This is a genomic window from uncultured Bacteroides sp. (assembly GCF_910578895.1).
In the GTDB taxonomy this organism is placed as follows: domain Bacteria; phylum Bacteroidota; class Bacteroidia; order Bacteroidales; family Bacteroidaceae; genus Bacteroides.
Genome location: NZ_CAJTSC010000023.1, coordinates 13,477 through 36,705, shown reverse-complemented (window position 1 = coordinate 36,705; position 23,229 = coordinate 13,477). Strand labels below are relative to the sequence as shown.

At 45.0% G+C, this 23,229-nt stretch carries 19 protein-coding genes and 1 pseudogene; 13 read left to right on the top strand and 7 right to left on the bottom strand.

What is annotated here, in order from left to right; genetic code table 11:
- Positions 1–158: 158 nt before the first annotated feature.
- The 5 genes from metH to QZ327_RS07650 all read right to left on the bottom strand — a co-directional run bounded on the left by metH (position 159) and on the right by QZ327_RS07650 (position 5,365).
- Positions 159–2,930: a methionine synthase gene (gene metH, locus QZ327_RS07670; RefSeq protein WP_294618496.1), complete on the bottom strand. Its 2,772-nt coding sequence runs from the start codon at positions 2,928–2,930 to the stop codon at positions 159–161.
- Between the two features lie 2 nt (positions 2,931–2,932).
- Complete coding sequence (gene smpB, locus QZ327_RS07665; protein ID WP_004290321.1) at positions 2,933–3,385, bottom strand: SsrA-binding protein; 453 nt, start codon at positions 3,383–3,385, stop codon at positions 2,933–2,935.
- 8 nt (positions 3,386–3,393) lie between these two features.
- Positions 3,394–3,966: a Yip1 family protein gene (locus tag QZ327_RS07660; protein WP_294618495.1), complete on the bottom strand. Its 573-nt coding sequence runs from the start codon at positions 3,964–3,966 to the stop codon at positions 3,394–3,396.
- 7 nt (positions 3,967–3,973) lie between these two features.
- Positions 3,974–4,780 carry a hypothetical protein gene (locus QZ327_RS07655; RefSeq protein WP_294618494.1) on the bottom strand — a complete coding sequence of 269 codons (807 nt, stop codon included), beginning with the start codon at positions 4,778–4,780 and terminating at the stop codon, positions 3,974–3,976.
- Positions 4,781–4,864: 84 nt separating this feature from the next.
- Positions 4,865–5,365, bottom strand: coding sequence for a DMP19 family protein (locus QZ327_RS07650; protein ID WP_294618492.1), 501 nt, complete (start codon positions 5,363–5,365; stop codon positions 4,865–4,867).
- 229 nt (positions 5,366–5,594) lie between these two features.
- On the opposite strand from QZ327_RS07650, the gene QZ327_RS07645 reads away from it, so the two are divergent.
- From QZ327_RS07645 to QZ327_RS07615, 7 genes and pseudogenes are all read left to right on the top strand, one after another.
- On the top strand, positions 5,595–5,726 hold the full coding sequence (locus QZ327_RS07645; RefSeq protein ID WP_294618490.1) for a hypothetical protein: 132 nt from the start codon (positions 5,595–5,597) through the stop codon (positions 5,724–5,726).
- A 180-nt stretch (positions 5,727–5,906) separates the two neighbouring features.
- Entirely contained in the window at positions 5,907–6,608 is a 702-nt protein-coding gene (locus QZ327_RS07640) for an iron-sulfur cluster assembly scaffold protein (RefSeq protein WP_005654748.1), read from the top strand.
- A 19-nt stretch (positions 6,609–6,627) separates the two neighbouring features.
- On the top strand, positions 6,628–7,638 hold the full coding sequence (locus tag QZ327_RS07635) for a GGGtGRT protein (RefSeq protein WP_294618485.1): 1,011 nt from the start codon (positions 6,628–6,630) through the stop codon (positions 7,636–7,638).
- Between the two features lie 200 nt (positions 7,639–7,838).
- Positions 7,839–8,051: pseudogene (locus QZ327_RS07630) on the top strand (hypothetical protein); the annotation flags it as partial.
- 466 nt (positions 8,052–8,517) lie between these two features.
- On the top strand, positions 8,518–9,108 hold the full coding sequence (locus QZ327_RS07625) for a DUF4251 domain-containing protein (protein ID WP_294618484.1): 591 nt from the start codon (positions 8,518–8,520) through the stop codon (positions 9,106–9,108).
- A gap of 189 nt (positions 9,109–9,297) precedes the next feature.
- A complete protein-coding gene (locus QZ327_RS07620; protein WP_294618508.1) occupies positions 9,298–10,731 on the top strand; it encodes a S41 family peptidase in 1,434 nt (477 codons plus the stop codon).
- 11 nt (positions 10,732–10,742) lie between these two features.
- Positions 10,743–11,573: a DUF4595 domain-containing protein gene (locus tag QZ327_RS07615; protein WP_294618482.1), complete on the top strand. Its 831-nt coding sequence runs from the start codon at positions 10,743–10,745 to the stop codon at positions 11,571–11,573.
- On the opposite strand, the gene QZ327_RS07610 is transcribed toward QZ327_RS07615, so the two are convergent.
- Positions 11,574–12,386 (bottom strand): alpha/beta hydrolase family protein, encoded by an 813-nt coding sequence (locus QZ327_RS07610; protein ID WP_294618480.1) that lies wholly within the window; start codon positions 12,384–12,386, stop codon positions 11,574–11,576.
- 116 nt (positions 12,387–12,502) lie between these two features.
- Between QZ327_RS07610 and QZ327_RS07605 the strand changes: the two genes are divergently transcribed.
- The 3 genes from QZ327_RS07605 (at position 12,503) to QZ327_RS07595 (ending at position 15,563) form a co-directional block, all read left to right on the top strand.
- Positions 12,503–13,798 (top strand): hemolysin family protein, encoded by a 1,296-nt coding sequence (locus tag QZ327_RS07605; protein ID WP_294618479.1) that lies wholly within the window; start codon positions 12,503–12,505, stop codon positions 13,796–13,798.
- Between the two features lie 43 nt (positions 13,799–13,841).
- Positions 13,842–14,315: a copper resistance protein NlpE N-terminal domain-containing protein gene (locus QZ327_RS07600; protein WP_294618477.1), complete on the top strand. Its 474-nt coding sequence runs from the start codon at positions 13,842–13,844 to the stop codon at positions 14,313–14,315.
- Positions 14,316–14,528: 213 nt separating this feature from the next.
- Positions 14,529–15,563 (top strand): uroporphyrinogen decarboxylase family protein, encoded by a 1,035-nt coding sequence (locus QZ327_RS07595; protein ID WP_294618475.1) that lies wholly within the window; start codon positions 14,529–14,531, stop codon positions 15,561–15,563.
- A 127-nt stretch (positions 15,564–15,690) separates the two neighbouring features.
- On the opposite strand, the gene QZ327_RS07590 is transcribed toward QZ327_RS07595, so the two are convergent.
- Positions 15,691–16,236, bottom strand: coding sequence for a DUF4982 domain-containing protein (locus QZ327_RS07590; RefSeq protein WP_294618473.1), 546 nt, complete (start codon positions 16,234–16,236; stop codon positions 15,691–15,693).
- Between the two features lie 133 nt (positions 16,237–16,369).
- On the opposite strand from QZ327_RS07590, the gene QZ327_RS07585 reads away from it, so the two are divergent.
- From QZ327_RS07585 to QZ327_RS07575, 3 genes are all read left to right on the top strand, one after another.
- Positions 16,370–17,602 (top strand): phage integrase SAM-like domain-containing protein, encoded by a 1,233-nt coding sequence (locus QZ327_RS07585; RefSeq protein WP_294618471.1) that lies wholly within the window; start codon positions 16,370–16,372, stop codon positions 17,600–17,602.
- Positions 17,603–17,909: 307 nt separating this feature from the next.
- Positions 17,910–21,071 carry a TonB-dependent receptor gene (locus QZ327_RS07580; RefSeq protein ID WP_294618469.1) on the top strand — a complete coding sequence of 1,054 codons (3,162 nt, stop codon included), beginning with the start codon at positions 17,910–17,912 and terminating at the stop codon, positions 21,069–21,071.
- A 19-nt stretch (positions 21,072–21,090) separates the two neighbouring features.
- Positions 21,091–22,899, top strand: a complete 1,809-nt coding sequence (locus QZ327_RS07575; RefSeq protein WP_294618467.1) for a RagB/SusD family nutrient uptake outer membrane protein — start codon at positions 21,091–21,093, stop codon at positions 22,897–22,899.
- Positions 22,900–23,229: the final 330 nt, after the last annotated feature.

Below are 23,229 nucleotides of genomic sequence, written 5' to 3'. Positions count from 1 at the left end.
TCTTCTTCAAAAAGTTTTTCTCAGCTTCTTTTGAGACTCTTTCCGGTCTGTTTACCTCTTTTTATTCGTCACATAGCCCGCTATGCTCCTCATAAAAATTGAAAAACATCCTCGAAAAGAACTATCAAAATAATGCTGAACAAAATTTAAACAGGCTCTTAAAACAGCTTCAACCGATTGGCCTTTGCCTCTTCAAGAGATACGGTTTTCACCTGCTTCTCCCGATTCTTCTCGCGCAGCAACTGATACTCGGCAGCAAGCGTCCTCACAAGTTCTTCCTTTTGCCCGGGATTCATCAAACGAGCTGCCACCACCGCATTTTGCGAAGCATCTTTCAGATGAATAACCGGAGCATGATAAACCGGAGCAATCTTTAATGCCGTATGCAAAGGAGAGGTAGTGGCGCCACCTACCAGCAATGGTATGTCAAGTCCCGCTCTCTCCAGTTCAACGGCAACGTGCACCATTTCATCCAGCGAAGGAGTGATAAGACCGCTCAACCCAATCATATCTACCTTTTCCTCTATGGCGCGCCGTACAATTACTTCGGCAGGAACCATTACTCCCAGGTCGATTATCTCGTATCCGTTGCAAGCCATTACTACCGAAACGATATTCTTTCCAATATCGTGCACATCACCTTTCACCGTAGCAAGCAATACCTTACCGGCAGAGGCAGTGCCCTCCTGCTTTTCCGACTCAATAACTGGCTGAAGAATGGCTACCGCTTTCTTCATGGTACGTGCCGTCTTGACCACTTGCGGAAGAAACATCTTGCCTGCACCAAACAAATCGCCGACATGATTCATTCCTGCCATTAACGGCCCCTCAATGATATCCACAGCCTTAGGATAGTTTTTCAGGGCTTCGGCAAGGTCTTCTTCGAGGTAATCTCCGATACCTTTCGTCAAAGCATACTTCAAACGCCCGTCTACCGTATCTTCCCGCCATTGAAGCGGAGAGTTCATAGCAGAAAGCGAAGAGTCACCTCCCGAAGAGGAAGCTTTGGCGGTTTCCATTTCCGCTTTCAGACGTTCGGCAATCTCAATCAACCGCTCGGCAGCATCCGCGCGGCGGTTAAGGACAACATCTTCTATGCGCTCCAATACATCGGCAGGTATATCGGTGTAGAGCACGGAAGCGGCAGGGTTGACGATGCCCATGTCCATCCCTTCGCGAATGGCGTGGTAAAGAAACACCGCATGCATCGCTTCACGGATATAATTATTACCGCGAAACGAAAATGAAAGATTGCTGACTCCACCGCTGACATGAGCGCCTGGCAAGTTTCTCCGTATCCAGCCGGCAGCACGGATAAAGTCGACCGCATAGTTATTATGCTCATCCATGCCCGTAGCCACAGCAAGCACATTCGGATCGAAAATTATATCGTGAGGATTAAAGCCGGCTTTATCTACCAGCAGGCGGTAGGCACGCTCACAAACTTCAATTCTGCGTTCGTATGTATCTGCCTGCCCTTGCTCATCAAAAGCCATCACCACCGTAGCAGCACCATATCTTTTTATGGTACGGGCACGTTCGAGGAATTGCTCTTCCCCCTCTTTCAAAGAGATGGAATTGACAACAGATTTGCCTTGCACACACTTCAACCCCGCAACAATCACATCCCATTTAGAAGAATCTATCATCACCGGAACGCGGGCAATCTCCGGTTCGGAAGCTATCAGATTGAGAAAAACAATCATTTCCTCTTTCGCATCCAGCAATCCGTCGTCCATATTTATGTCGATAATCTGCGCACCGTCTTCCACTTGCCGGCGGGCAATGCTCAGAGCTTCATCATATTTCTTCTCATTGATCAAGCGCAAAAACTTACGTGAACCGGCAACATTGCAACGTTCGCCTACATTGACAAAGTTGTTTTCCGGTCTCACTTCCAGCAGTTCCAGACCGGAAAGCCAAAGATGATCCGCCGCCGGCACCGGTATACGTGGCGCAACACCCGCAATCAACGGCAAGTACGCGGCAATATATTCATCCGTCGTACCGCAGCAACCGCCTATGATATTTACCAACCCCTCGCGGATATATTCTTTTACCTCACCCACCATTTCCTCCGGAGTCTGGTCGTACATACCAAGACTGTTAGGCAAGCCTGCATTGGGATAGACACTGATGTAATAAGGAGCACGAGCAGCCAGTTGCTCAAGAAAGGGTTTCAATTGGCGGGCACCGAAAGAACAGTTAAGCCCTACGGAAAAAATACACGCATGCTGCACAGAAGCCAGGAACGCTTCCAACGTCTGTCCGGACAAAGTACGTCCGCCTATATCGGAAACGGTTACGGACAGCATCAGCGGCACCCGGACACCGACAGCATTCATCGCCCGCTCTGCCGCATATATCGCCGCTTTCGCATTCAATGTATCGAATATGGTTTCAATCAACAACGCATCCACACCGGCTTCAAGCATCGCTTCCATCTGTTCGTAATAGGCAGCGGAGAGTTCATCGTAAGCCAACGCACGGAAAGCCGGATTGTTGACATCCGGACTCATGGAACAAGTCTTGTTGGTAGGACCGACGGAACCCGCCACGAACCGCGGCTTGTCGGGAGTGAGGGCATTAAATTCATCGGCAACTTCACGCGCCAGTCTCACTGCGGCAAGATTTATCTCACGCACATATTCCTGCATGTGATAATCCGCCATACTGATACTTGTAGAATTAAATGTATTGGTCTCTATTATGTCGGCACCCGCCGCAAGGTATTTACGATGGATATCCCGTATCACGCCCGGGCGCGTCAGACAAAGCAAGTCATTATTACCTTTCAACTGCCCGGGTATTTGCGTAAAACGTTCTCCCCGGAAATCCTCTTCCGTTAAATTATATTGTTGTATCATGGTGCCCATAGCACCATCCAACACAAGGATGCGCTCACGCACCAGCGTTTCGATAGAAGCCATAATTATCGTTTGAACATACGCGCCATATCGCGTTTATCATCTTTTTCCTTCAGAGCCTCGCGTTTGTCGTATTGTTTCTTACCCTTTGCAAGTGCGACAACAACTTTAGCCAATCCTTTTTCATTGATGAACAAGCGGACGGGTATCATGGTAAAACCGGGATCTTTCGAACCGCGTTGCAACTTATCCAGTTCTTTCTTTGTCAACAACAGTTTGCGCTCCCTCCGTGCATTATGATTATTGTACGAACCGTAAAAATATTCCGCAATATGCATATTCTTCACCCACAATTCACCATTGGCAAAATAACAGAACGTGTCTACCAGACTTGCTTTTCCCAAACGGATAGACTTGATTTCCGTACCGGTGAGCACAATACCTGCAGTGTAGGTATCTACCAGTTCGTAATCGAACGTAGCACGTTTATTCTTAATATTTACAGGAGCTTGTTTCATAAAATCAATCAGTTCAGCACTACCGTCAGTTTATTGAAAATAAATTCTATCACTGCCGGACAAGCTATTAACAAAATGGAGGAAAGGATGGTGAACCGCAGCCGGTCTTTTTCCGCAATTTTCATCAAAACGGCACTTCCCTCCCACACTACATATACAATATAAAATTGAAGCAACAAGGCGATGATACCGAAATCGGGCAGCATGCCAATAATGATTTTCAGCAGGAAAGGAACTACCAGCGCATAGCCGGCAAATTGTTGGACCAGGAAAATATCATTATCCATAGCAAACATACGGACACGCAATCCGTTGATGAGATAGGCCGCCAGGAAATATCCTCCAAACAAGGAAACCGCCACCGCGCAACATTGCGTCATGGCATATTGAAAACTTTGCGGACCGCTCCACCCGTTTGCCACCAAAGAGCCGATAAAGACGGACAACCCGCATAAACCAATCATAGGATAGACAAAAGCCGTAAACACTTTCCGTCTATCCTCTAAACCGATTTCCTCCCAGGCACGCGCCGGAGAGGAAATCAGTTGCATTGCTATATGAAATAGTTCTTTGTAGTTCAATTAGTTATTATTTTGATTCATTATCCCATTTCGGAGTAATGGAATAATCCGTATATTTTTCCGGCAACTCCTTACCTTCTTCATCCGTTTTTGCCTTGATAGTAATTTTCTCAGGATAACTGCCGTTTTTGAGTTTAAACTCTTCCATGATATATGTTACATCAAAAGCTTTCTCTCTTACAGCAAAAACCTCTGTTTTCGTATCGGTACCCTTATCGTGTCTCAAATAGAAAACCAGTTCCGTATCACTCTGTGCTTCATCATTTTCCACATATACCAGACTAAACCGATGTTGCGCCAACGTTTCCTGTTTGTTTTCCATTTTCCAGGATATAGGCAGAACCAACATTTGCGTACCATACATCCACGGCTTATAAACTTGTCCATTGTTAGCCATCGGCTCCAAAGTGACAATAGGAGCATTTTCCGTCACCATTGACTCCATATCCTCTACAGAAGAAGCTCTTTCCGCTTCATAAGAATCTACAGCAGTCGCACTCACCAACTTTATACGAAATGATTGAGGCTTGCCAGTAGCTTTCGTTGCAGGAGTCTCCTCCACATTTTTGAAAACGATATATGCCAAGTCCGTTCCCGACATCTTAAAGCCCTGATTTTTTTCCATTTCGTCTACAGAAGACGATGTCGGATAGTATGTATTCCCATTTGTATCTTCAAAAAACATGCCCATTTTAACGCGTACATAACCGAATCCGTCATACGCGTTTTCGCCCGGATCACTGTTGAGGCACGAAGTCAGAGAAACACCCATCAAGAGGGTAAAGGCAACCATTAAGAATTTCAATTGTTTCATAAACATTATTTTTTTAGAGTTTGCAAAGATATAAAATTCAATTCACATTGTGTAAATGCGGAAACTTAAAAAATACTGCAACCGCTACTTAATTATTTTTGCAAACAAATCCAGATGCTCGTCCACATAGCCGGCAACCAACGCTGTATACTGTTCTTCTTTTTCCAGAAATTCATCCTCCAGTTCATCAAAAGCCTCGTACTGCTCGTACATAGCCATAAATTCGTCGTCCGTACGCTCGCGTTCCAAATCTTCCCGGTTGGCATCGTATATCTTCTTGGCGGCATACACCAACTTACTCAAATCGCCCACACCCCACAAGCGCATCACTTTGGCAAACGGATTGGCAAAGATATAGCCGCCGTATCCATTCTGTATCAACTGGCAAAAGCCCCCCTCCATGAGTTCGTCACGAAATATCTGATATGCCAGCAACGAATGTTGTTCTCCCGTAAGCAGTGGCATCGTTTCGGCGGTCAACTCGCCACCTGTCGCTTTTTTATACGCATCTGTAAACACCTGGATGAAAGCATCCATTCCCTCGCCCGCTGCCTGTTGCAGGGCCGCATCAGTAACTGTTACCATAACTGTTTTTCATTTATTATGCCGGGCAAAGATAACGATTTTATCCATACCCGCCGGTCGGAAGCAACGAAAACTGCCAAAAACAGATACGGGGCACCTTCTCACGAAGCCGTCCCGTACTGTTTCTTTCTTGTTAGAGTAAAGAAACGGGTATGACTTTTATATGTACGCACATGAACGAAAATATTTAAACAACAATCATTACATATGATTCCAATAATCATTACGTATGAATCATACAATCATTACCTATGATTCCTATCTCAATCCCATCATGAGCACAGACCACCCGCTACCCGGACCGCACACCGGTTGCGGCAGTACCCGCCAGCCTACTTGCCGGAACAAAACTTATCCATGACAAAAAGCTTTGTAATGTAGAGATTGCAATCTGCCGAACCAACATCCTATATTTCTAATTTTTAGCAAAAAAGTCAAATCAGACGGTTGGCAGAAAGCAAGAAAACGACTACCTTTGTGACCGCTTAACAAAACATGGAACTACGTTTTTTTTAATTATAACTTATAAAAAGAGCTAATTATGACTTATTCACACGAAGTGGAACACATGTGTGTTGTAAAGAAAGGTCCTAACCACGGACCGGCTCCCATACCCGAAGAAGGCAAATGGGTAAAATCAAAAGAAATAGTTGATATTTCAGGTCTGACACATGGTGTAGGTTGGTGTGCTCCTCAACAAGGTGCTTGCAAACTGACTTTGAACGTAAAAGAAGGTGTTATCCAAGAAGCATTGGTTGAGACAATCGGTTGTTCCGGTATGACTCACTCGGCAGCTATGGCAGCCGAAATTCTTCCGGGCAAGACAATCCTCGAAGCATTGAACACCGACCTCGTTTGCGACGCTATCAATACAGCAATGCGCGAACTCTTCCTGCAAATCGTTTACGGACGTACTCAGTCTGCTTTCTCGGAAGGCGGTCTGATTATCGGTGCCGGTCTGGAAGATTTAGGTAAAGGCTTGCGCAGCCAGGTAGGTACTCTGTACGGTACTTTGGCAAAAGGTCCCCGTTACCTGGAAATGGCAGAAGGTTACATCAAGACTATCGCTCTTGACAAGAACGATGAAATCTGCGGATACGAGTTCGTTCACATGGGCAAATTCATGGATGAAATCAAGAAAGGCACTGATGCCAACGAAGCATTGAAGAAAGTAACCGGTACTTACGGACGCTTCACAGCAGAACAGGGAGCCGTTAAACACATTGATCCACGTCACGAATAATATAAGGAGGAAAGAAACTATGATTAGAGAAGTGAAATTTGAAAGTCAAGACCGTCGTATCAAAGGTATCATCGAAGCCTTGAACGCCAACGGCATCAAAGACATAGAGGAAGCTAACGCTATCTGCGAAGCTGCCGGACTCGATCCTTACAAGACGTGTGAAGAAACTCAGCCTATCTGCTTTGAGAATGCAAAATGGGCTTACGTGGTAGGTTGTGCCATCGCTATCAAGAAAGGCTGCAAGAATGCTGCCGATGCTGCCGAAGCTATCGGTATCGGTCTGCAGGCATTCTGCATTCCGGGTTCTGTAGCCGACGACCGCAAGGTAGGTCTCGGTCACGGTAACTTGGCTGCCATGTTGCTCCGCGAAGAAACCAAATGTTTCGCTTTCCTCGCCGGTCACGAATCATTCGCAGCCGCAGAAGGTGCTATCAAAATCGCTGCCAAAGCTGACAAAGTACGTAAAGAGCCTTTGCGTTGTATCTTGAACGGTCTGGGCAAAGATGCCGCACAGATTATCTCCCGTATCAACGGCTTTACATACGTTCAGACTCAATTCGACTACTACACAGGCGAACTGAACGTGGTTCGCGAAATCGCATACAGCGATGGTCCTCGTGCCAAAGTGAAATGCTATGGTGCCGATGACGTTCGCGAAGGTGTAGCTATCATGTGGAAAGAAGGCGTAGACGTATCTATCACAGGTAACTCTACCAACCCGACCCGTTTCCAACATCCGGTTGCAGGTACTTACAAGAAAGAACGTGTATTAGCTGGCAAGCCGTACTTCTCAGTTGCTTCCGGTGGTGGTACAGGTCGTACACTCCATCCGGATAACATGGCTGCCGGTCCTGCTTCTTACGGTATGACCGACACTATGGGCCGTATGCACTCTGACGCTCAGTTCGCCGGTTCTTCATCAGTTCCCGCCCACGTGGAAATGATGGGATTCCTGGGCATCGGTAACAACCCGATGGTAGGATGTACAGTGGCTTGTGCTGTGGACGTAGCTCAGGCTTTAAGCAAGTAATTTAGTACATTACTAATATATAAATCCCTGTAACTGTAATGGTTATGGGGATTTTTATTTTAGATATATTACAATGCTTATTCACGACCATTTAACAATATAACAGTAACCAACAAACCGGATAGTTATTTGAATGATTACCTTCGTCTTAAACTCATAATCAAGCAAATTATGGAATATATTAATGAATTTCACAAGCAATGGATAGAGCGTACCCGCCAATCAATAATCTCTTGGAGCAAGCAGCCTGCATCACCAGAAGAAGTAAGGAAGCAGCAGGAGAAATTGAACCAACAGAGAGCTATAAGAGAGGGCAAACAGAAGCATTGATAAAGTTTGCCAATGACAACGGTCTATGGATTGACTTATCACACCTCAACATTACTTATATGGATAGAGGTGGTGAGAACGATTAGACTACGGTCTTAACTCCAACAATTAAAATTACTTCCATCTAAAGATAACGAATAGACATTTGCCCATGATATAGCCTTTTTTGATAGGTTGCAAAAGTTTATTTCCTATAAGAACTCTTTTCAATCCGACTATTATCGGACCAATTCACATAATTAAATTAAAGGTATAATATAACTGAAAAGCGGTGAACAATCCACGAACAGGCATTGTTCTTGTAATAAACTTATAACGAGCCACGGCTTTCTCATTTACAGGAGGTAGAGATAGTTAAAGGAAGTCATCAGCCTACAAGTCGGCTTAACAGTCAAAAAACGATACTTCTGTGACTACATACGCAAGAGTATAGGTTCTAACTTCTTTAATTCCTAACGGAGCGGAACGAAGCGACAACTCTTATAACTCCTGTAAATGAAAAAAACGTGATAACGAACAAGATAATTTAAACCTAAACAAGAATTAAGTATGAAAAAGTTTATTGCATTAGCAGCATTAGTATTGGCAGGCATGGTGACCACCACCGTGTATGCACAAGAGAGCAACGCACAACGCCGTGCAGACCGTAAAGCCCAAAGAGATGCACAACGCGCCCGCCAGAAAGCGGAACAACAAGTAGTCGATGCCATCTCTTATGACGATGCCGTAGCAGCGCTGAAAGCACAAAAATTTGTATTGGAAGCCAATCAGGTAATGTTCCGTAGCGGACGAACGGCTTTTGTCACTTCCAACACGAACTTCGTATTGGTAAATCAGGGACGAGGAACCGTACAGGTAGCCTTCAACACGGCTTATCCCGGTCCTAACGGTATTGGCGGCGTAACGGTGGACGGCACTGTATCGGACATGAAAATGTCTACCGACAAGCGCGGTAACATCAACTGTAATTTCAGTATCCAGGGTATCGGCGTCTCCGCCCAAATATTCCTCACGCTGACCAAAGGCAGCAATAATGCAACCGTCACTATCAATCCGAACTTCAACTCCAATACGATGACCTTAAGTGGCAACCTGTTGCCGTTGGAACAGTCGAATATCTATAAAGGACGTTCTTGGTAAACTTCGTTACAACTTATATATTTTCAAGAGGGCATAGACTGATTCTTATTAGCATGCCCTCTTTTTCTATGCCTGTTCATCATCACAAGCAGCCTATGGCATGCAATGGGGAATTTTATACCACATTTGTGGCAGATACAAGAACTATTCGCTATTTTTGCGTACGAAAACCAAATGATATAGAGAGTGATGAAGATAAGAAAACTGTTACTTTTCCCCCTATCGGGACTCCTCGCGCTGATAAGCCTGTTTTCCTGCGGGGAAGACCGCTGGAAAGAATACTATCCGCTGACAGAACGCGACCTTTGGATGGACAGCCTGATGAGAGAAGTCTACTTATGGTATGAGGATATTCCTGCCGCCAAAAGCCTGAACTATTTTCAAACTCCGGAAGCTTTCTTAAAAAGCATCTTATCGAAGAACGACAAAGGATTCTCCACTGTCGATACTCTCATGGAAATTCCGCTGCCGAGCTATGGCTTCGACTATACCTTACATAAGATAGCTACCAGTGATACAACCTACCAGGCACTCGTCTCGTATGTAGCCAAGAACTCTCCCGCTGAAGATGCCGGACTGGAACGCGGCAACTGGATAATGCTCGTAGACGGCGACTCCATCACCCGGAAGACGGAAGAAAAGCTCAAGGGAGGTGATGCACGGACGCTGCACGTGGGAAAATATGTCATCGTGGAGCACAGTGGCAACGAAGGCGAAAGCACAGGTAACACGGGAAGCGAAAGCAATGCCGGCACCGGAACGAACGATAATGAGGAAGACAACGGAACAGCCGTCATCCGGGAAATAGGAGATTTCGTATTGCCTGCCGCCCGTCCGGTAGCAGTAAGCGCTGTCCACAGTACCCGGTTCGTACAACTGGAAGGAACCGACGACCGGATAGCCTATCTGGCATACAACTCTTTTACCGCCGGTACTACGGAAAACCCGGAATTGTACAACAACGAACTGCGCGCCTTCGCCCAAACGTGCAAGCAGTCGGGCGTCAACCAACTGGTGCTTGACCTCCGCTACAATCCCGGTGGAGAGTTGAAGTGCGTGCAGCTGCTTGCCAGTATACTTGTTCCTGCCGAAAAGCTGGGCAGTCCGCTCGCTTTCCTGCAATACAACGACAAGCAAAGCGCCAGAAATCGCGACCTGCTACTGGACTCCCAGCTCCTGCCGGACGGAACCAATCTGAACCTCTCCACCGTCTATATCATCACGAGCCAGACTACGGCAGGCGCCGCAGAAATGCTGATCAACTGCCTGCGCCCGTATATGAAAGTGGTGCTTATCGGCGGGACTACCCGGGGAGAATACGTGGCAACGGAGTCTTTCACCAACCGGAAACACGCCTGGGTGTTGCGTCCGGTAGTGTGCGAAGTGTTCAATGCGCAAGGAGAAGCGGACTACCTCACAGGCTTCCGCCCGGATATCTCCGTCAACGAGACATCTTATCTGCCTTATTATCTTCCTTTAGGCGACCCGGACGAGATATTGTTCAACACAGCCTTGGGAGTTATAGCGGGAGCCATCGAACTGCCGAAGAGCACCATGCACGGTACGCCGGTGAAAAGCTTTGTCGCCCCGAGAAGCGTGTGCAGAGGGCTGATTATCAAATAAAAGGAAACAATATGAAAAGATTGGTTATCGCCTTATGCACTATACTCGCGGTGCTGACTGCCTGCGAAGACGGCAACGACTCTGACGATTATCCCGCTACCTGCTCGAAAATCCAATTATCCGAAGAGAGCCCTTACGAAGCGAACGTACCTACGGTGACCACCGTCCAGACCTTCCTGTTCAGCCAAGGCAGGCTGACCGACTATACTACCGTGCAGGGCTATTCCGTACAAGGCGAACAGATGAGTATGAAAAATGCGACATCCGTAACCTACAACGAGCGGCAAGCCGTGGTGGCAGACGATTTCGGCAACGTCTCCACTTATCTGCTGGACAACCGGGGATATGCCATATCTTGTACGCGCCGGGAAAGCGTCGCGACCCGCACTTACTCCTTTTCCTACTTCACCACACCGGAAGGCAACTGCTATCTGGAAAAGATAACCGAACAAATCAACGGCAAGGTATACGCATCAATCAACATCGACTACAGCAACCGCCGGGAACTACGCATCGCCCGCCAGATAGACACCCACACCGCGGCATACACCGCCACGACTTCGGCAAGCAACGAAACTGATAGCGGGACGGGAGTGCCCAGTCTGTTTCTCTCCGAACTATACCCGCTGTCACTGCACACCGCCGCTTTCTACGGCAAACTGTTGGGAGAACCGTTTCCGATGCTGATAGAGCGAATTATTCCCGATGGAAACGCGGAGAGCAAGGAAGTGACGGAATATACCTATACGTTCGATAAGCACAACGCACTGACCTCCTGCAAAGAAGTCACAAACAGTTACGGCACGAACTATGTCCGTACCGTAAACTATGTGATTGAATAATTACCGATTAAAGAACTTGCAGAAAAACAAGATGTGATAGTCTATGGAATTATTCCAATACTTGCCCGTATGCCCGCCGGGACGTGTTATAAAATCGTGCTCTATCTTGTATGCCAATAGCCGTTTGTGCAACTCCTTGTTTACCTCCAAAAAGAAATCGCTCTCACCGCAATCCACAATCAATGCCAAATCGCCGTTCTTCAGTTTATCTACCTGATTGATTACCGTATGATTATTCCATACCGACTCATTGGCAGTAAGCTCACCCAACTGTTTCTTCATCTCCCAATTATTGGGAAAAGGACGGATATCCACCCCGCCGCTCATGCTGCCTGCCGCACCGAATATGTCCGTATGGCGGATAGCATTCCACAACGCACCATGCCCGCCCATGCTCAAACCACTGATAGCGCGTGCGCGTTTGTCGGAAATCGTGGCGTAATGCGTATCTGTATAGCTCACTAATTCCGAAGATATAAAGGTTTCATAACGGTAGGCAGGATTTTGCGGGCTGTCCCAATACCAGCTGTTCTTACCATCGGGACAGGCGAATATGATGCCTTTCTCATCGGCAATCTGAGGTAAATCCGGCTTTACGCCAATCCATGTATGCGCATTACCGCCATAGCCATGCAACAGATACACTACCGGGCAAGCTTGCGGTTTTTTGGCAAGTGCCTTGTCCGGAAGAATATAAACCACCTTCACTTCCTTCTGCATCGAAGGACTTTTTACGAACACGGTATCTACACGTGCGGCCCGTATGCTTACAGCCTGTAGTAGAAGTACGAATAGAAAAAGTTTATTTTTCATGTTTCTTTGTTTAAGTTTATTTAAGGGACGGTAAAATTAACAATAAATACGTGAACAACGTTATATTTACATATAAACTATTTGCAATAAACAAATAATTATCAGTATTTACAAACATGGAATTTATCGTTATTCTGTTCTTACTTATTCTGAATGGCATCTTTGCCATGTATGAAATAGCATTAGTGTCTTCAAGCAAAGCGCGTCTGGAAACCCTTGTAAGTAAAGGAAACAAAAGTGCAAAGGGGGTTCTGAAACAGTTGGAAGAACCCGAAAAATTTCTCTCTACCATCCAGATCGGCATTACACTTATCGGCATCGTATCGGGTGCATACGGCGGTGTAGCCATAGCCGATGATGTAGTTCCGCTATTTGCCATGATTCCCGGTCTGGAATTATATGCCAAAGACCTGGCAATGGTGACTACCGTAGCCGTCATCACCTACTTATCGCTCATTATCGGAGAGTTGGTTCCCAAATCAATGGCATTGAACAACCCGGAACGTTATGCCACCCTGCTCAGTCCTTTTATGATCATTCTTACTAAAGTATCCTATCCGTTTGTGTGTCTTCTCAGCGCCTCGACCAAACTTACCAACAAGCTTATCGGCATGAAAGGCGGAGAAGAACGGCAGATGACGCAAGAGGAATTGAAAATGATTCTGCACCAAAGTTCCGAACAAGGTGTCATCGACAAAGATGAAACCGAAATGCTGCGTGATGTATTCCGTTTTTCGGACAAAAGGGCCAACAACCTGATGACACATCGCCGTGATTTAGTCGTGCTGCACCCTACGGACACCCAAGAAGAGGTTCTGCGGATTATAAACGAAGAACATTTCAGCAAATACCTGTTAGTGGAGCGTGGCAAGGACGAAATCATAGGAGTTCTCTCAGTCAAAGACATCATCCTGATGTTGGGCAGTGAACAACCGTTCAATCTGCGCACAATTGCGCGCCCGCCCTTGTTTATTCCCGAAAGTTTATATGCAAAAAAAGTTTTAGAACTCTTCAAGAAGAACAAAAACAAGTTCGGAGTTGTTGTAAACGAGTATGGAAATACGGAAGGGATTATCACTTTGCACGACTTGACGGAAAGCATCTTCGGTGATATTCTGGAAGAGAATGAAACGGAAGAAGAAAACATAGTCACCAGAGCTGACGGGTCCATGCTGGTAGAGGCGTCCATGAACATAGGCGACTTTATGGAAGCAATGGACATATTGAATTACGATGACCTGAAAGAAGAGGACTTCACTACCCTGAGCGGACTTGCCATGTTCCTCATCGGACGGATTCCGAAAGCCGGCGACATCTTCCACTACAGAAGCCTGGAGTTTGAAATCGTGGACATGGATCGTGGCAGAGTAGACAAATTACTTGTTACCAAACAAGATGATTATGAAGAATAACGCCACCGGCGTATCATAATATTAACTTAAACCATTTAAAGCAATGAAAAAAGTAATGATGATTGCAGCAATTGCCGCAGCATTGGCATCCTGCCAGTCAAAAGGAAATCAAAACAACAACGTGATGGATGAAGGCATCATGACTGTTACAAGCAGCGGTCCTTCCACAGTTACCGTCTACAAAGGCATACTTCCTGCCGCCGACGGTCCGGGCATCCAATATGTATTGAGCGTTGACAGTGTAAGTCCGGACAGTGAATGCGGCTACACGTTGGTCACGACCTATCTGGATGCGGAAGGGCGAGGACAAAACAGGTCTTTCACTTCCACCGGGAAACGCCAGGTCATTCGGAAAGACGCCAACAACTATAAAAAAACAGCCTATAAGCTGACTCCCGACGACGGAGACACTCCCCTATACTTTGTTGTCGTAAACGACACCACCTTAAGACTGGTGAACGATAGCCTGCAAGAAACCGTAAGCGGTTTGAATTATGACATTATCCAAATGAAATAAGCAATAGTACATAACTTGTCTATAAAGAGTGTGTGCCAACGCTCTGATAGTCGTATCATTCTATCAGCGTATCGGCACACACTCTTTTTATGCCATCAATGATACGCTGGTAACAGTTTTCCGAGAAAAAACAAGCCATAAAATACAAAGTGATACAAAATAGAAAAGTATTGAAACAATATTGAAAACCCCGCATTTCGCATCCGCTTATCTTTGCAACGTCAAACTGATAAACGAAAAACACGTATGAGAAATTTATTCTTTATATTATTATGTATCGCGACTTTGGCAACAGCCCAGACGCCTACCAATAAAAGAGAGGTGATGCAGCAGTTCCTTAATGGGACATTGGACAAATCTTACGTACCAAGTGCTTTCTTCATGCACTTTGGAAAAGATGCCAAAATAGGAGAAAATGCAATTAATGCCCATCTTCGTTATTTCCTCTTGACAGGAATGGATTTTGTAAAAATCCAATTCGAGCAGGGTTACGGACGCATCAAAATAGAAAAAGCGGAAGATTGGGATAAAATCCGCCCGCTTCCCAATGATTTTTTCGCTCCTACCCTAAACGTTGTAAAAGGGATTTATGACATAGCCGGAACGGATGCAATGGTACTTCCGACAGTCTATTCTCCTTTTCAGATGTTGATACAAACCGTAGGTGCAAAGACTGTGGTAGCTTATGCAGATAAAGAACCGGAGCGCATCAAGCAGGCATTGGAATATTTTACAGACGCGTTAATCGGATATGTGAAAGCCTGTAAGCAAATCGGTGTAGACGGCTTCTACACCCCGACCCAGGGAGGAGAACAAAAATTCTATGAAGTTCCCGGATTTTTTGACACATTTGTAAAGCCATACGACCTGAAAGTCATGAAAGAATGCAACACAGACACAAAACTAAATATTCTTCACATTTGCGACTATGAGGGTAGCTATGATGATTTAACCCGTTTTACTTCATATCCAGGACAAATTGTCAACGCCCCCATAGAAGTAAATGGCAAACCATTCAGTCTGAAAGATTGCGAACGGTTATTCAAACGCCCGGTAATGGGCGGATTGTACCGGAAGGGAACAATCTTGGAAGGGAGCAAAGAGCAAGTGGCAAAAGAGGTTAAGACATTAAAACACGACTTAGCGGGGAAACGCTTCATTTTAGGAGCCGATTGCACTGTTTTGCCTAAAACTCCCATGGATAACATTAGAACTGCAATACAAACATCACATCATATTCACGAATAATTCATAGGCTTTTTAAATTCATAGTTATTTGATAGGTATTATCTCATAGATGATTATTTTGGTTAGATTGTTTAAGAAAAGCGGATGTTGTGAGACATCCGCTTTTCATGTATATCCGTCAATTATCTCATTCTACATTCAGAACAACTTTCTGTTTGGGCAAACCTTTGGATTCAACTGTCAGCACGGCTTTTCCCGGTTTCTGATATTGGCTGCGCAGTATCACCAACGCCATGTCGTTATACGCATCCCGTTCCGGTAATTGGAAAGAGGTCAAATCGGTAGCATCACCGTTGTCGGTAGCAACAATCTCGGCAGAACCTGAAACAGAAAACTTCAAATGATTTTTGGCACGTGGAACCATACGCCCCTTAGAATCTACAATCAGAACCCGGACAAAAGATAAATCCACACCATCTGCCTTCAAAATCCTCTTCTCTGGAATTACCTGCAAAGCAGTCGGTTTGCCTGTGGTCTCAACGATATCTTCCGCCCATCTTTCTCCATTTTTATAGGCAACGGCTTTCAAGGTTCCGGGTTCGTAGCGCACATCTTCCCAAACCAAACGGTCGTATGAATGTGCTTTTTCTTTACGCCCCAACGACTTGCCGTTCAAAAACAGTTCAACCGCATCGCCTGATGTATAAATATGTACAGGAGTTACCTCACCCATACGGTCTTCCCAATTACTATTGATTGCGTATCAAAAAGTACTTCATTTCACCGGCATTCATCAATTTTGCATGCAATTTGCATGTTACTGCCGTTGATTGACAAGACCTATTAATAATTTAACTCATTAACTCATGTACAAATACTCAAAAGACGGTGTGTCCGTACTCACCGTATTGGACAAAAGAAAAGCAAAAAAGAGTGGACTGTATCCTATAAAAGTACAAGTCATCCATAACCGTAGGCAGAAATACTATTCCACCGGTCAGGAACTGTCTGTCCAAGAGTGGGAACAACTGCCACATAGCAGAACACGTAAACTGTCGTCCATACGCCACAATGTGGAAAACAGCTTTTCTCTTGTCAAACAGCAAGTCGAGACACTGGTTTTTCGTGGAGAGTTCAGTTTCGATATATTGAATGCCCGGCTCGGCAGATATTCGGGCATATCCGTCAACTCCGTCTTTCTCAAAAAAATGGAAGAACTGAAAGCGAACGGACAGGCAAACACCTATTTCTCTTACAAAGGTACTTTGCATAAAATAGAACAATTTGCAGGCAAACAGATATCTTTCCGAGAAATCAACATCAACTGGCTAAACCGATGTGAACACTTCTGGTTTTCGACAGGAAGCAGCTATTCAAGCATGAGTTTCTATTTCAGAAACTTAAAGTGCATCATAAACATGGCACGTAAAGACGGCATCATCAAAGAGAGCCAATATCCCTTCGGGAAAGGCAAATATGAAGTGCCAAGCGGAAGCGGACGGAAACTGGCACTCACATTGGAACAAATCAAGAAATTAATAACCTATACGGACGGTACAAAAACAACCGAGATGTATCGCGACCTATGGTTTTTCTCTTATCTATGCAACGGCATCAACTTCAGGGATATGATTTTCCTGCAATACTCCAATATCATAAACGGAGAGATATGCTTCGTACGTGCCAAGACTGCAAGAAACACCAAATACGGCAAAACCATACATGCGGTAATCACTTCGGAGATGCAGACCATTATCAACAAATGGGGTAATCCTGAAATCTCCCCCGACAACTATATTTTCCCTTTTGCCAAAGGTACGGAAAACCCTTTCGAAAAAGTTAAACTAATCAGAGAAATCGTCACCGAGTGCAACCGGGTCCTCAAAAAAATAGCCCACGATGTCGGTATTCCCCGTATCACCACCTACTCTGCACGCCACTCATTCGCCACAGTCTTAAAACGGAGCGGAGTCAATATCGCCTATATCTCCGAAAGTCTCGGACATTCCAACATCGCCATTACCGAAAATTACCTCGCCGGTTTCGAAGTGGACGAAAGAAGAAAGAACTCCGCCCTCTTAACCAAATTCTTTCCGTAGAGTATATGCAAATTGCATGTTCTCTAATGCCAAAGCAAGCCTATCAATACGTATGTATACCGAAAAAGAATTGAATAAATAAATGCTAAAACTTACTTTATGGCCTATCTATCCCTACTCTCTTTATGTATACGCAGAAAAGATGAATGACAGATGGCAGATTCATATCCGGTACATAATATGAACACTAAAAATAACGTATTGATATTATGTAGAAAAACCATGGAACCATGAGCTATTTTAAAAAAAGAGTATCAGGTGAAATTCCTTGTTAATTTAAGTCTAATTTTTTTAATTCAATTTATTAATGAAAAAGAAAGAACACAATGCAAAATCGCTGTCATGGCGTATTTTGATGGTACTGTTGAGTTTTTCTTTGAGCACAGTCATTCATGCTCAGAACATAACAGTCAAAGGTACAGTTGTCGATGCCAATGGTGATCCCTTAATTGGAGTGACAATCACGGAACAAGACACATCCAACGGTGCAATTACCGATATAGACGGTAATTTCTCTATTGCTTGTACCAAAGGCGGTACACTTAAATTTAGCTATATCGGTTATAAAGAAGTAATCCAGAAGGCTACGGGAGCGAACCTGAAGATTGTATTGACAGAAGATTCGCAAGCGCTGGACGAGGTGGTAGTGGTAGGCTACGGTACACAGAAAAAAGGAAGTGTGACAGGAAGTATCACAAGTGTCGATGCCAAAACAATTGCAGATATCCCATCTGCTAATTTGGCAACCTCTTTGGCGGGTCGTCTTTCCGGAGTCATGATTACTTCCACCACCGGCAAGCCGGGCTCCACCAGTAGCTTAAGTATCCGTGCCAAAGGTACTACCAACGATGCAAGTCCGTTGTATGTAATTGACGGTGTTGTAAGAAACCAAGAAGCGTTCGAGTCTTTGGATGCTAGCGAGGTTGAAAACATATCCGTATTGAAAGACGGTGCATCGGCAGCTGTGTATGGTGCACGCGCTGCCAATGGTGTAGTATTGGTTACCACTAAAAAAGGAAACAGTACCAAGCCGGTTATCAACTATTCCGGTACCGTAGGGTTTGACAGCCCTACTAAAAATCCGGAAACGCTGAGTGCTTACGAACAGGCTGTTTTCCTGAATCACAATCGCTATCAAGACTGGGTCGACAAAGGATCCGACCCGAAGAAACGTCCCGAAGATCAGAAAACATGGTATACAGACGATGAACTGGAATATTTTAAAGGCGTAAACTACAGTTGGCTGGACGAAATGTGGAGAACTCCGTTGACAACCCGCCATGCACTGAACATTACGGGTGGTACGGAAAAAGTGCGGTATTTTATCGGTGGCGCCTACTATTTTGCAACCGGCGCTTTCGATAACCTGGAATACAACAAGGCTAATTTCCGGGCAAGCATAGATGCCAATATCACAGACAATTTCAAAGTGGGTTTGAACATCAGTACGGATAACAGAAAAGACATCAAACCTCACTGGAAGTCGGATGGCGGACGTGACAATCTGGATAACTTGTATGCCAGTATCTTGAAACGTTCCAGAATGAATCCTTTCTATATCAACGGTTTGCCTGTAAAGGCAAACGGGCTGGAACAGCACCCATTGACACAGATTAGCGAGCAGGCGGGACGTGACACGCGTAAGTGGATGAATACCAACGTGAATATGTTTGCAGAATATGACGCGCCGTTCCTGAAAGGATTGAAACTCAAGTTCCAATATAGCAGAAACACTTATAACAGAATTTATAAGGAAATCGCCATGCCGTACACACTTTACACGTTCGAGACAAGCGGTACGAACGGACATATAATAGACCCGAGCAAAAATCCGCAAGTAACCGGAACGGATGTTCGCGGTGGTGACAGGTTTATCAAAAAGACATCTGCTTTTTATTCCGATTATCAGATGAACTTCTTTGTGACATACGACCGTACATTCGGCAAACATGACATAGGCGCCCTTTTCGTTTACGAACAGGCGGAAGGTGAAAATGAGTCTTTCGACGCGCAGCGCAACGGACTGTTGACATGGACTATGCCGGAATTTCATGCGGCGAGCGGTGATGCTTCACAATCAATTGTAGGAGCCGGTTCCGTAGGTGAAAGTGGACGTCTTTCTTATGTAGGCCGTCTGAATTATGCTTATAATGATAAATATCTTTTGGAAGCCGCTTTCCGCGTAGACGGTTCTACGAAGTTTGCTCCGAGTAAGCGTTGGGGATTTTTCCCTTCCGTTTCAGCCGGCTGGCGTGTCTCAAGCGAACCGTTCTTTGCCGATAATGTGAAATTTGTAGATTATCTGAAACTTCGCGGTTCGATAGCTTCCTTGGGTAATGATGCTGTCGGCGGTTGGGATTGGATGCCGAAATACAACATGACTACAGGTGCCGTATTCGGTTCGCAAAGCTATGGTATAGAGCCGGGTACATTGGCAAATCCCGACTTGACATGGGAAAAGTCCATATCTTACAATGTCGGATTTGACGGTCGTTTGTTCAATCATCTGGATATCAGTTTCGAATGGTTCTACAGACATACTTACGATATTCTGGCAGAACGCAATGCCAGTGTAGCGACAAGTTTCGGTGCAAAACTTCCGAAAGAGAATTATGCGGAGATTGATGCCCGCGGTTTTGAATTTGAAATCGGATATAACGGACAGTATAAAGATTTCCAGTATTGGTTGAAAGGAAACTTCGGATATGCAAAAAGCTGGTGGGTAGAAAAAGATGAAGCTGTGAACTTAGCCGCATACAAATCTGAAATCGGACAATCGCTGGACCGTGTGTGGGGTTATGACTGTCTGGGCATCTTGCGCAGCTGGGAAGATGTAGACAGGGTAAACCAGGCAAATAAGGAGAAATACGGAAAAGAACTGTTGATTAAAGGCACCAAACTTGTACCGGGCATGTTGCTCTATAGAGACGTACGCGGTGTTAACAGTGACGAACCGGACGGTCAGATTACGGAAGAAGATATGATTGTCATCGTAGATAAGCAATCGGCTCCAATCACCTATGGCTTCACTTTGGGCGGTAAGTGGAAAGGATTTACGTTAGATATTTTCTTCCAGGGATTGGCAGGACATCAACGTGTTATTGACGACCGTAAACCCGGTGTGAAAGACTGGACCGGAACATTTGCCTTCTGGAACGACCACTGGACGGAAGAAAATCCCAATGCTTCCATGCCCTTCACGCTTACCAAGACAAATGGAGAAAAATCAACGTTCTGGGTACGTAATTCCTCTTTCCTGCGTTGTAAGAACATTTCCCTGTCGTATGACATTCCTAAAACCGTAACCAAGGCTTTGAGAATGGACAAAATCAAAGTCTTCGTGAACGGAAGCAACCTGTTCTTGCTTCAGGATGGACTGAAAATTGCCGATCCGGAAGTGCATAAAGACCACATAAGCTCTTATCCGATTATGAGAAATATCTCTTTCGGACTAAACGTAACATTATAATCTAATAAAAAAGAACACTATGAAGTCGAAATATATTTTAACCGCTATCCTTTTCACAGGACTTGGATTGACAGGATGCAACGATGTTCTTGATAAAAAAAATCTGAATGCGGTAACTGCCGAGCAAACCTGGAATGATGAAACGTTAGCGACTGCCTTTCTCGACAAATGTTATAAAGACAATTTGCCTGATTGGGATGCCGATGTTGTGCAAATCAATGGTTTTAGTGATGAAACCAGAGGTGGAGAAGACTTTTTCTATAAAGGACAATTGACCTCTGAAGGTACTGATAAAGGTCCGACGAAAGAATATTGGCCCTACGAAGGTATATACAAACTGAATGTATTGCTTGATAATATCAACACCGGTAGCCTGTCCGAAGATGTTCGTAAGAAGATAGAAGCCCAAGCGCTCTTTTTGCGTGCCTACCGTTATTTTGAATTGGTAAAGCGCTATGGTGGAGTGCCACTTGTTCTATCAGTACAAAATAGAGATGAAACGGAAGTGCCCCGTGAAAAGACTTCCGTCTGCATCGACCGGATTGTTGAAGACCTGCAGGCGGCGGCAAATGTACTGCCTGCATCATGGGGAAGCGCCGATGCCGGACGCATCACCCGAGGGGCAGCTCTTGCCATGAAAGGACGTGTCTTGATGTTTTACGCCAGTAAGCAATTCAATAGAAGCGGAGACAAGGCACGCTGGCAGACGGCATACGATGCCAATCTTGCTGCGAAAACCCAGTTGGAAAAAGACGGATACAGCTTGAACGACAGCTATGACGGAACCTGGAAAGACAATTCGGATGCTTGTGAACTATCGAAAGAAGTGATTTTCTCTTCCCGCTATTCATATCCTGCCCGCTACACGGATATCAATGCCGGTGTTCGCCCGTTGGATTATTCACAAGGAGCAACCGGCTGGAACCAACCTACATTGGATATGGTATTGGCATATCCGATGGCGGACGGTACAGCTCCGGGAGTAGATACGGATGGTGATGGGATGAAAGAACCGTTCGATCCGACAGCTACGGATGCGAGAGGACTTTTCTGGCTGAACCGGGACCCGCGTTTCTATAAGACAATTGTAACTAATGGTATGGTATATCCTATCGTTGATAACCAATATCCGGAACAACGCCAATATACATACAAAGGGGGCGAGGTCGAAATTGCCAATTCAACCAAGACAGGTTTTTATTCATGCAAATTCGTCAACTGCAATGTACCCAAAGTAGATGTCCGTAAATACGACCTTGACTGGGTAGAGATGCGTTATGCCGAAGTGTTATTAAACCTTGCAGAATGTGCCGCTGAAGTCGGAAACAAGGAGACCGAAGTTTACGGTATTCTGAAAGAAATTCGCAAACGTGCAGGTATTACTCCTAACGATGACGCACTCTATGGTCTGAAAGCCAATATGACCGGGCAGGAACTCATTGACGCCGTGCTTTTTGAACGGCGTATTGAGTTGGCATACGAGGGCAAGCGTTTTTGGGACATGCGCCGCCGCATGATATTCAGTGAACCCGAATATAAGGGATACGCTCGTGAAATAATTGAAATCAGCCTGACCGATGCCAAAAAAGACCTTACTTTGAGCGAACTCGTGAAAGATTTTGCATCAGGCAGCGGTGACAACAAATTGAATACCGTGGCATACTTTGATTATTTCAAGACAATTGTAACCAAATTGGATAATAAATTCCAATGGGATGTAGAAGATAATCATTACTTCTTTGCCATACCTAAAAAGCATCTTGAGCAAAATCCCAACCTGGAACAAACCAAAGGTTGGAATGACGGTACTTTTGACCCGCTGTTATAAACGAAGTATCTTCAAAAGATTGAAAGGTTCAACCTGATAAACTATAAGGGAGCACTCTCGCAACGAAGTGCTCCCTTACGAATTTTATTATAGCTCCCGTCTCTATTGATACAAGGATATTTAGTGAATATATAACATCGACCAACCAATTCATACTTCGGAATATTCAGTAAATACCGACTTTTTCAGGACAACACTTGTCGGTAAGACAGTACGGGTTACTCTTCCGGTTTGGGGATAATATGAAAATGTTTCTACACTTTCCCATACTTCCCGGCATTCTTGCCAAGAAGATTCCTTTCGGACAGGGGAAGCCGTAAAAAAGCTTTA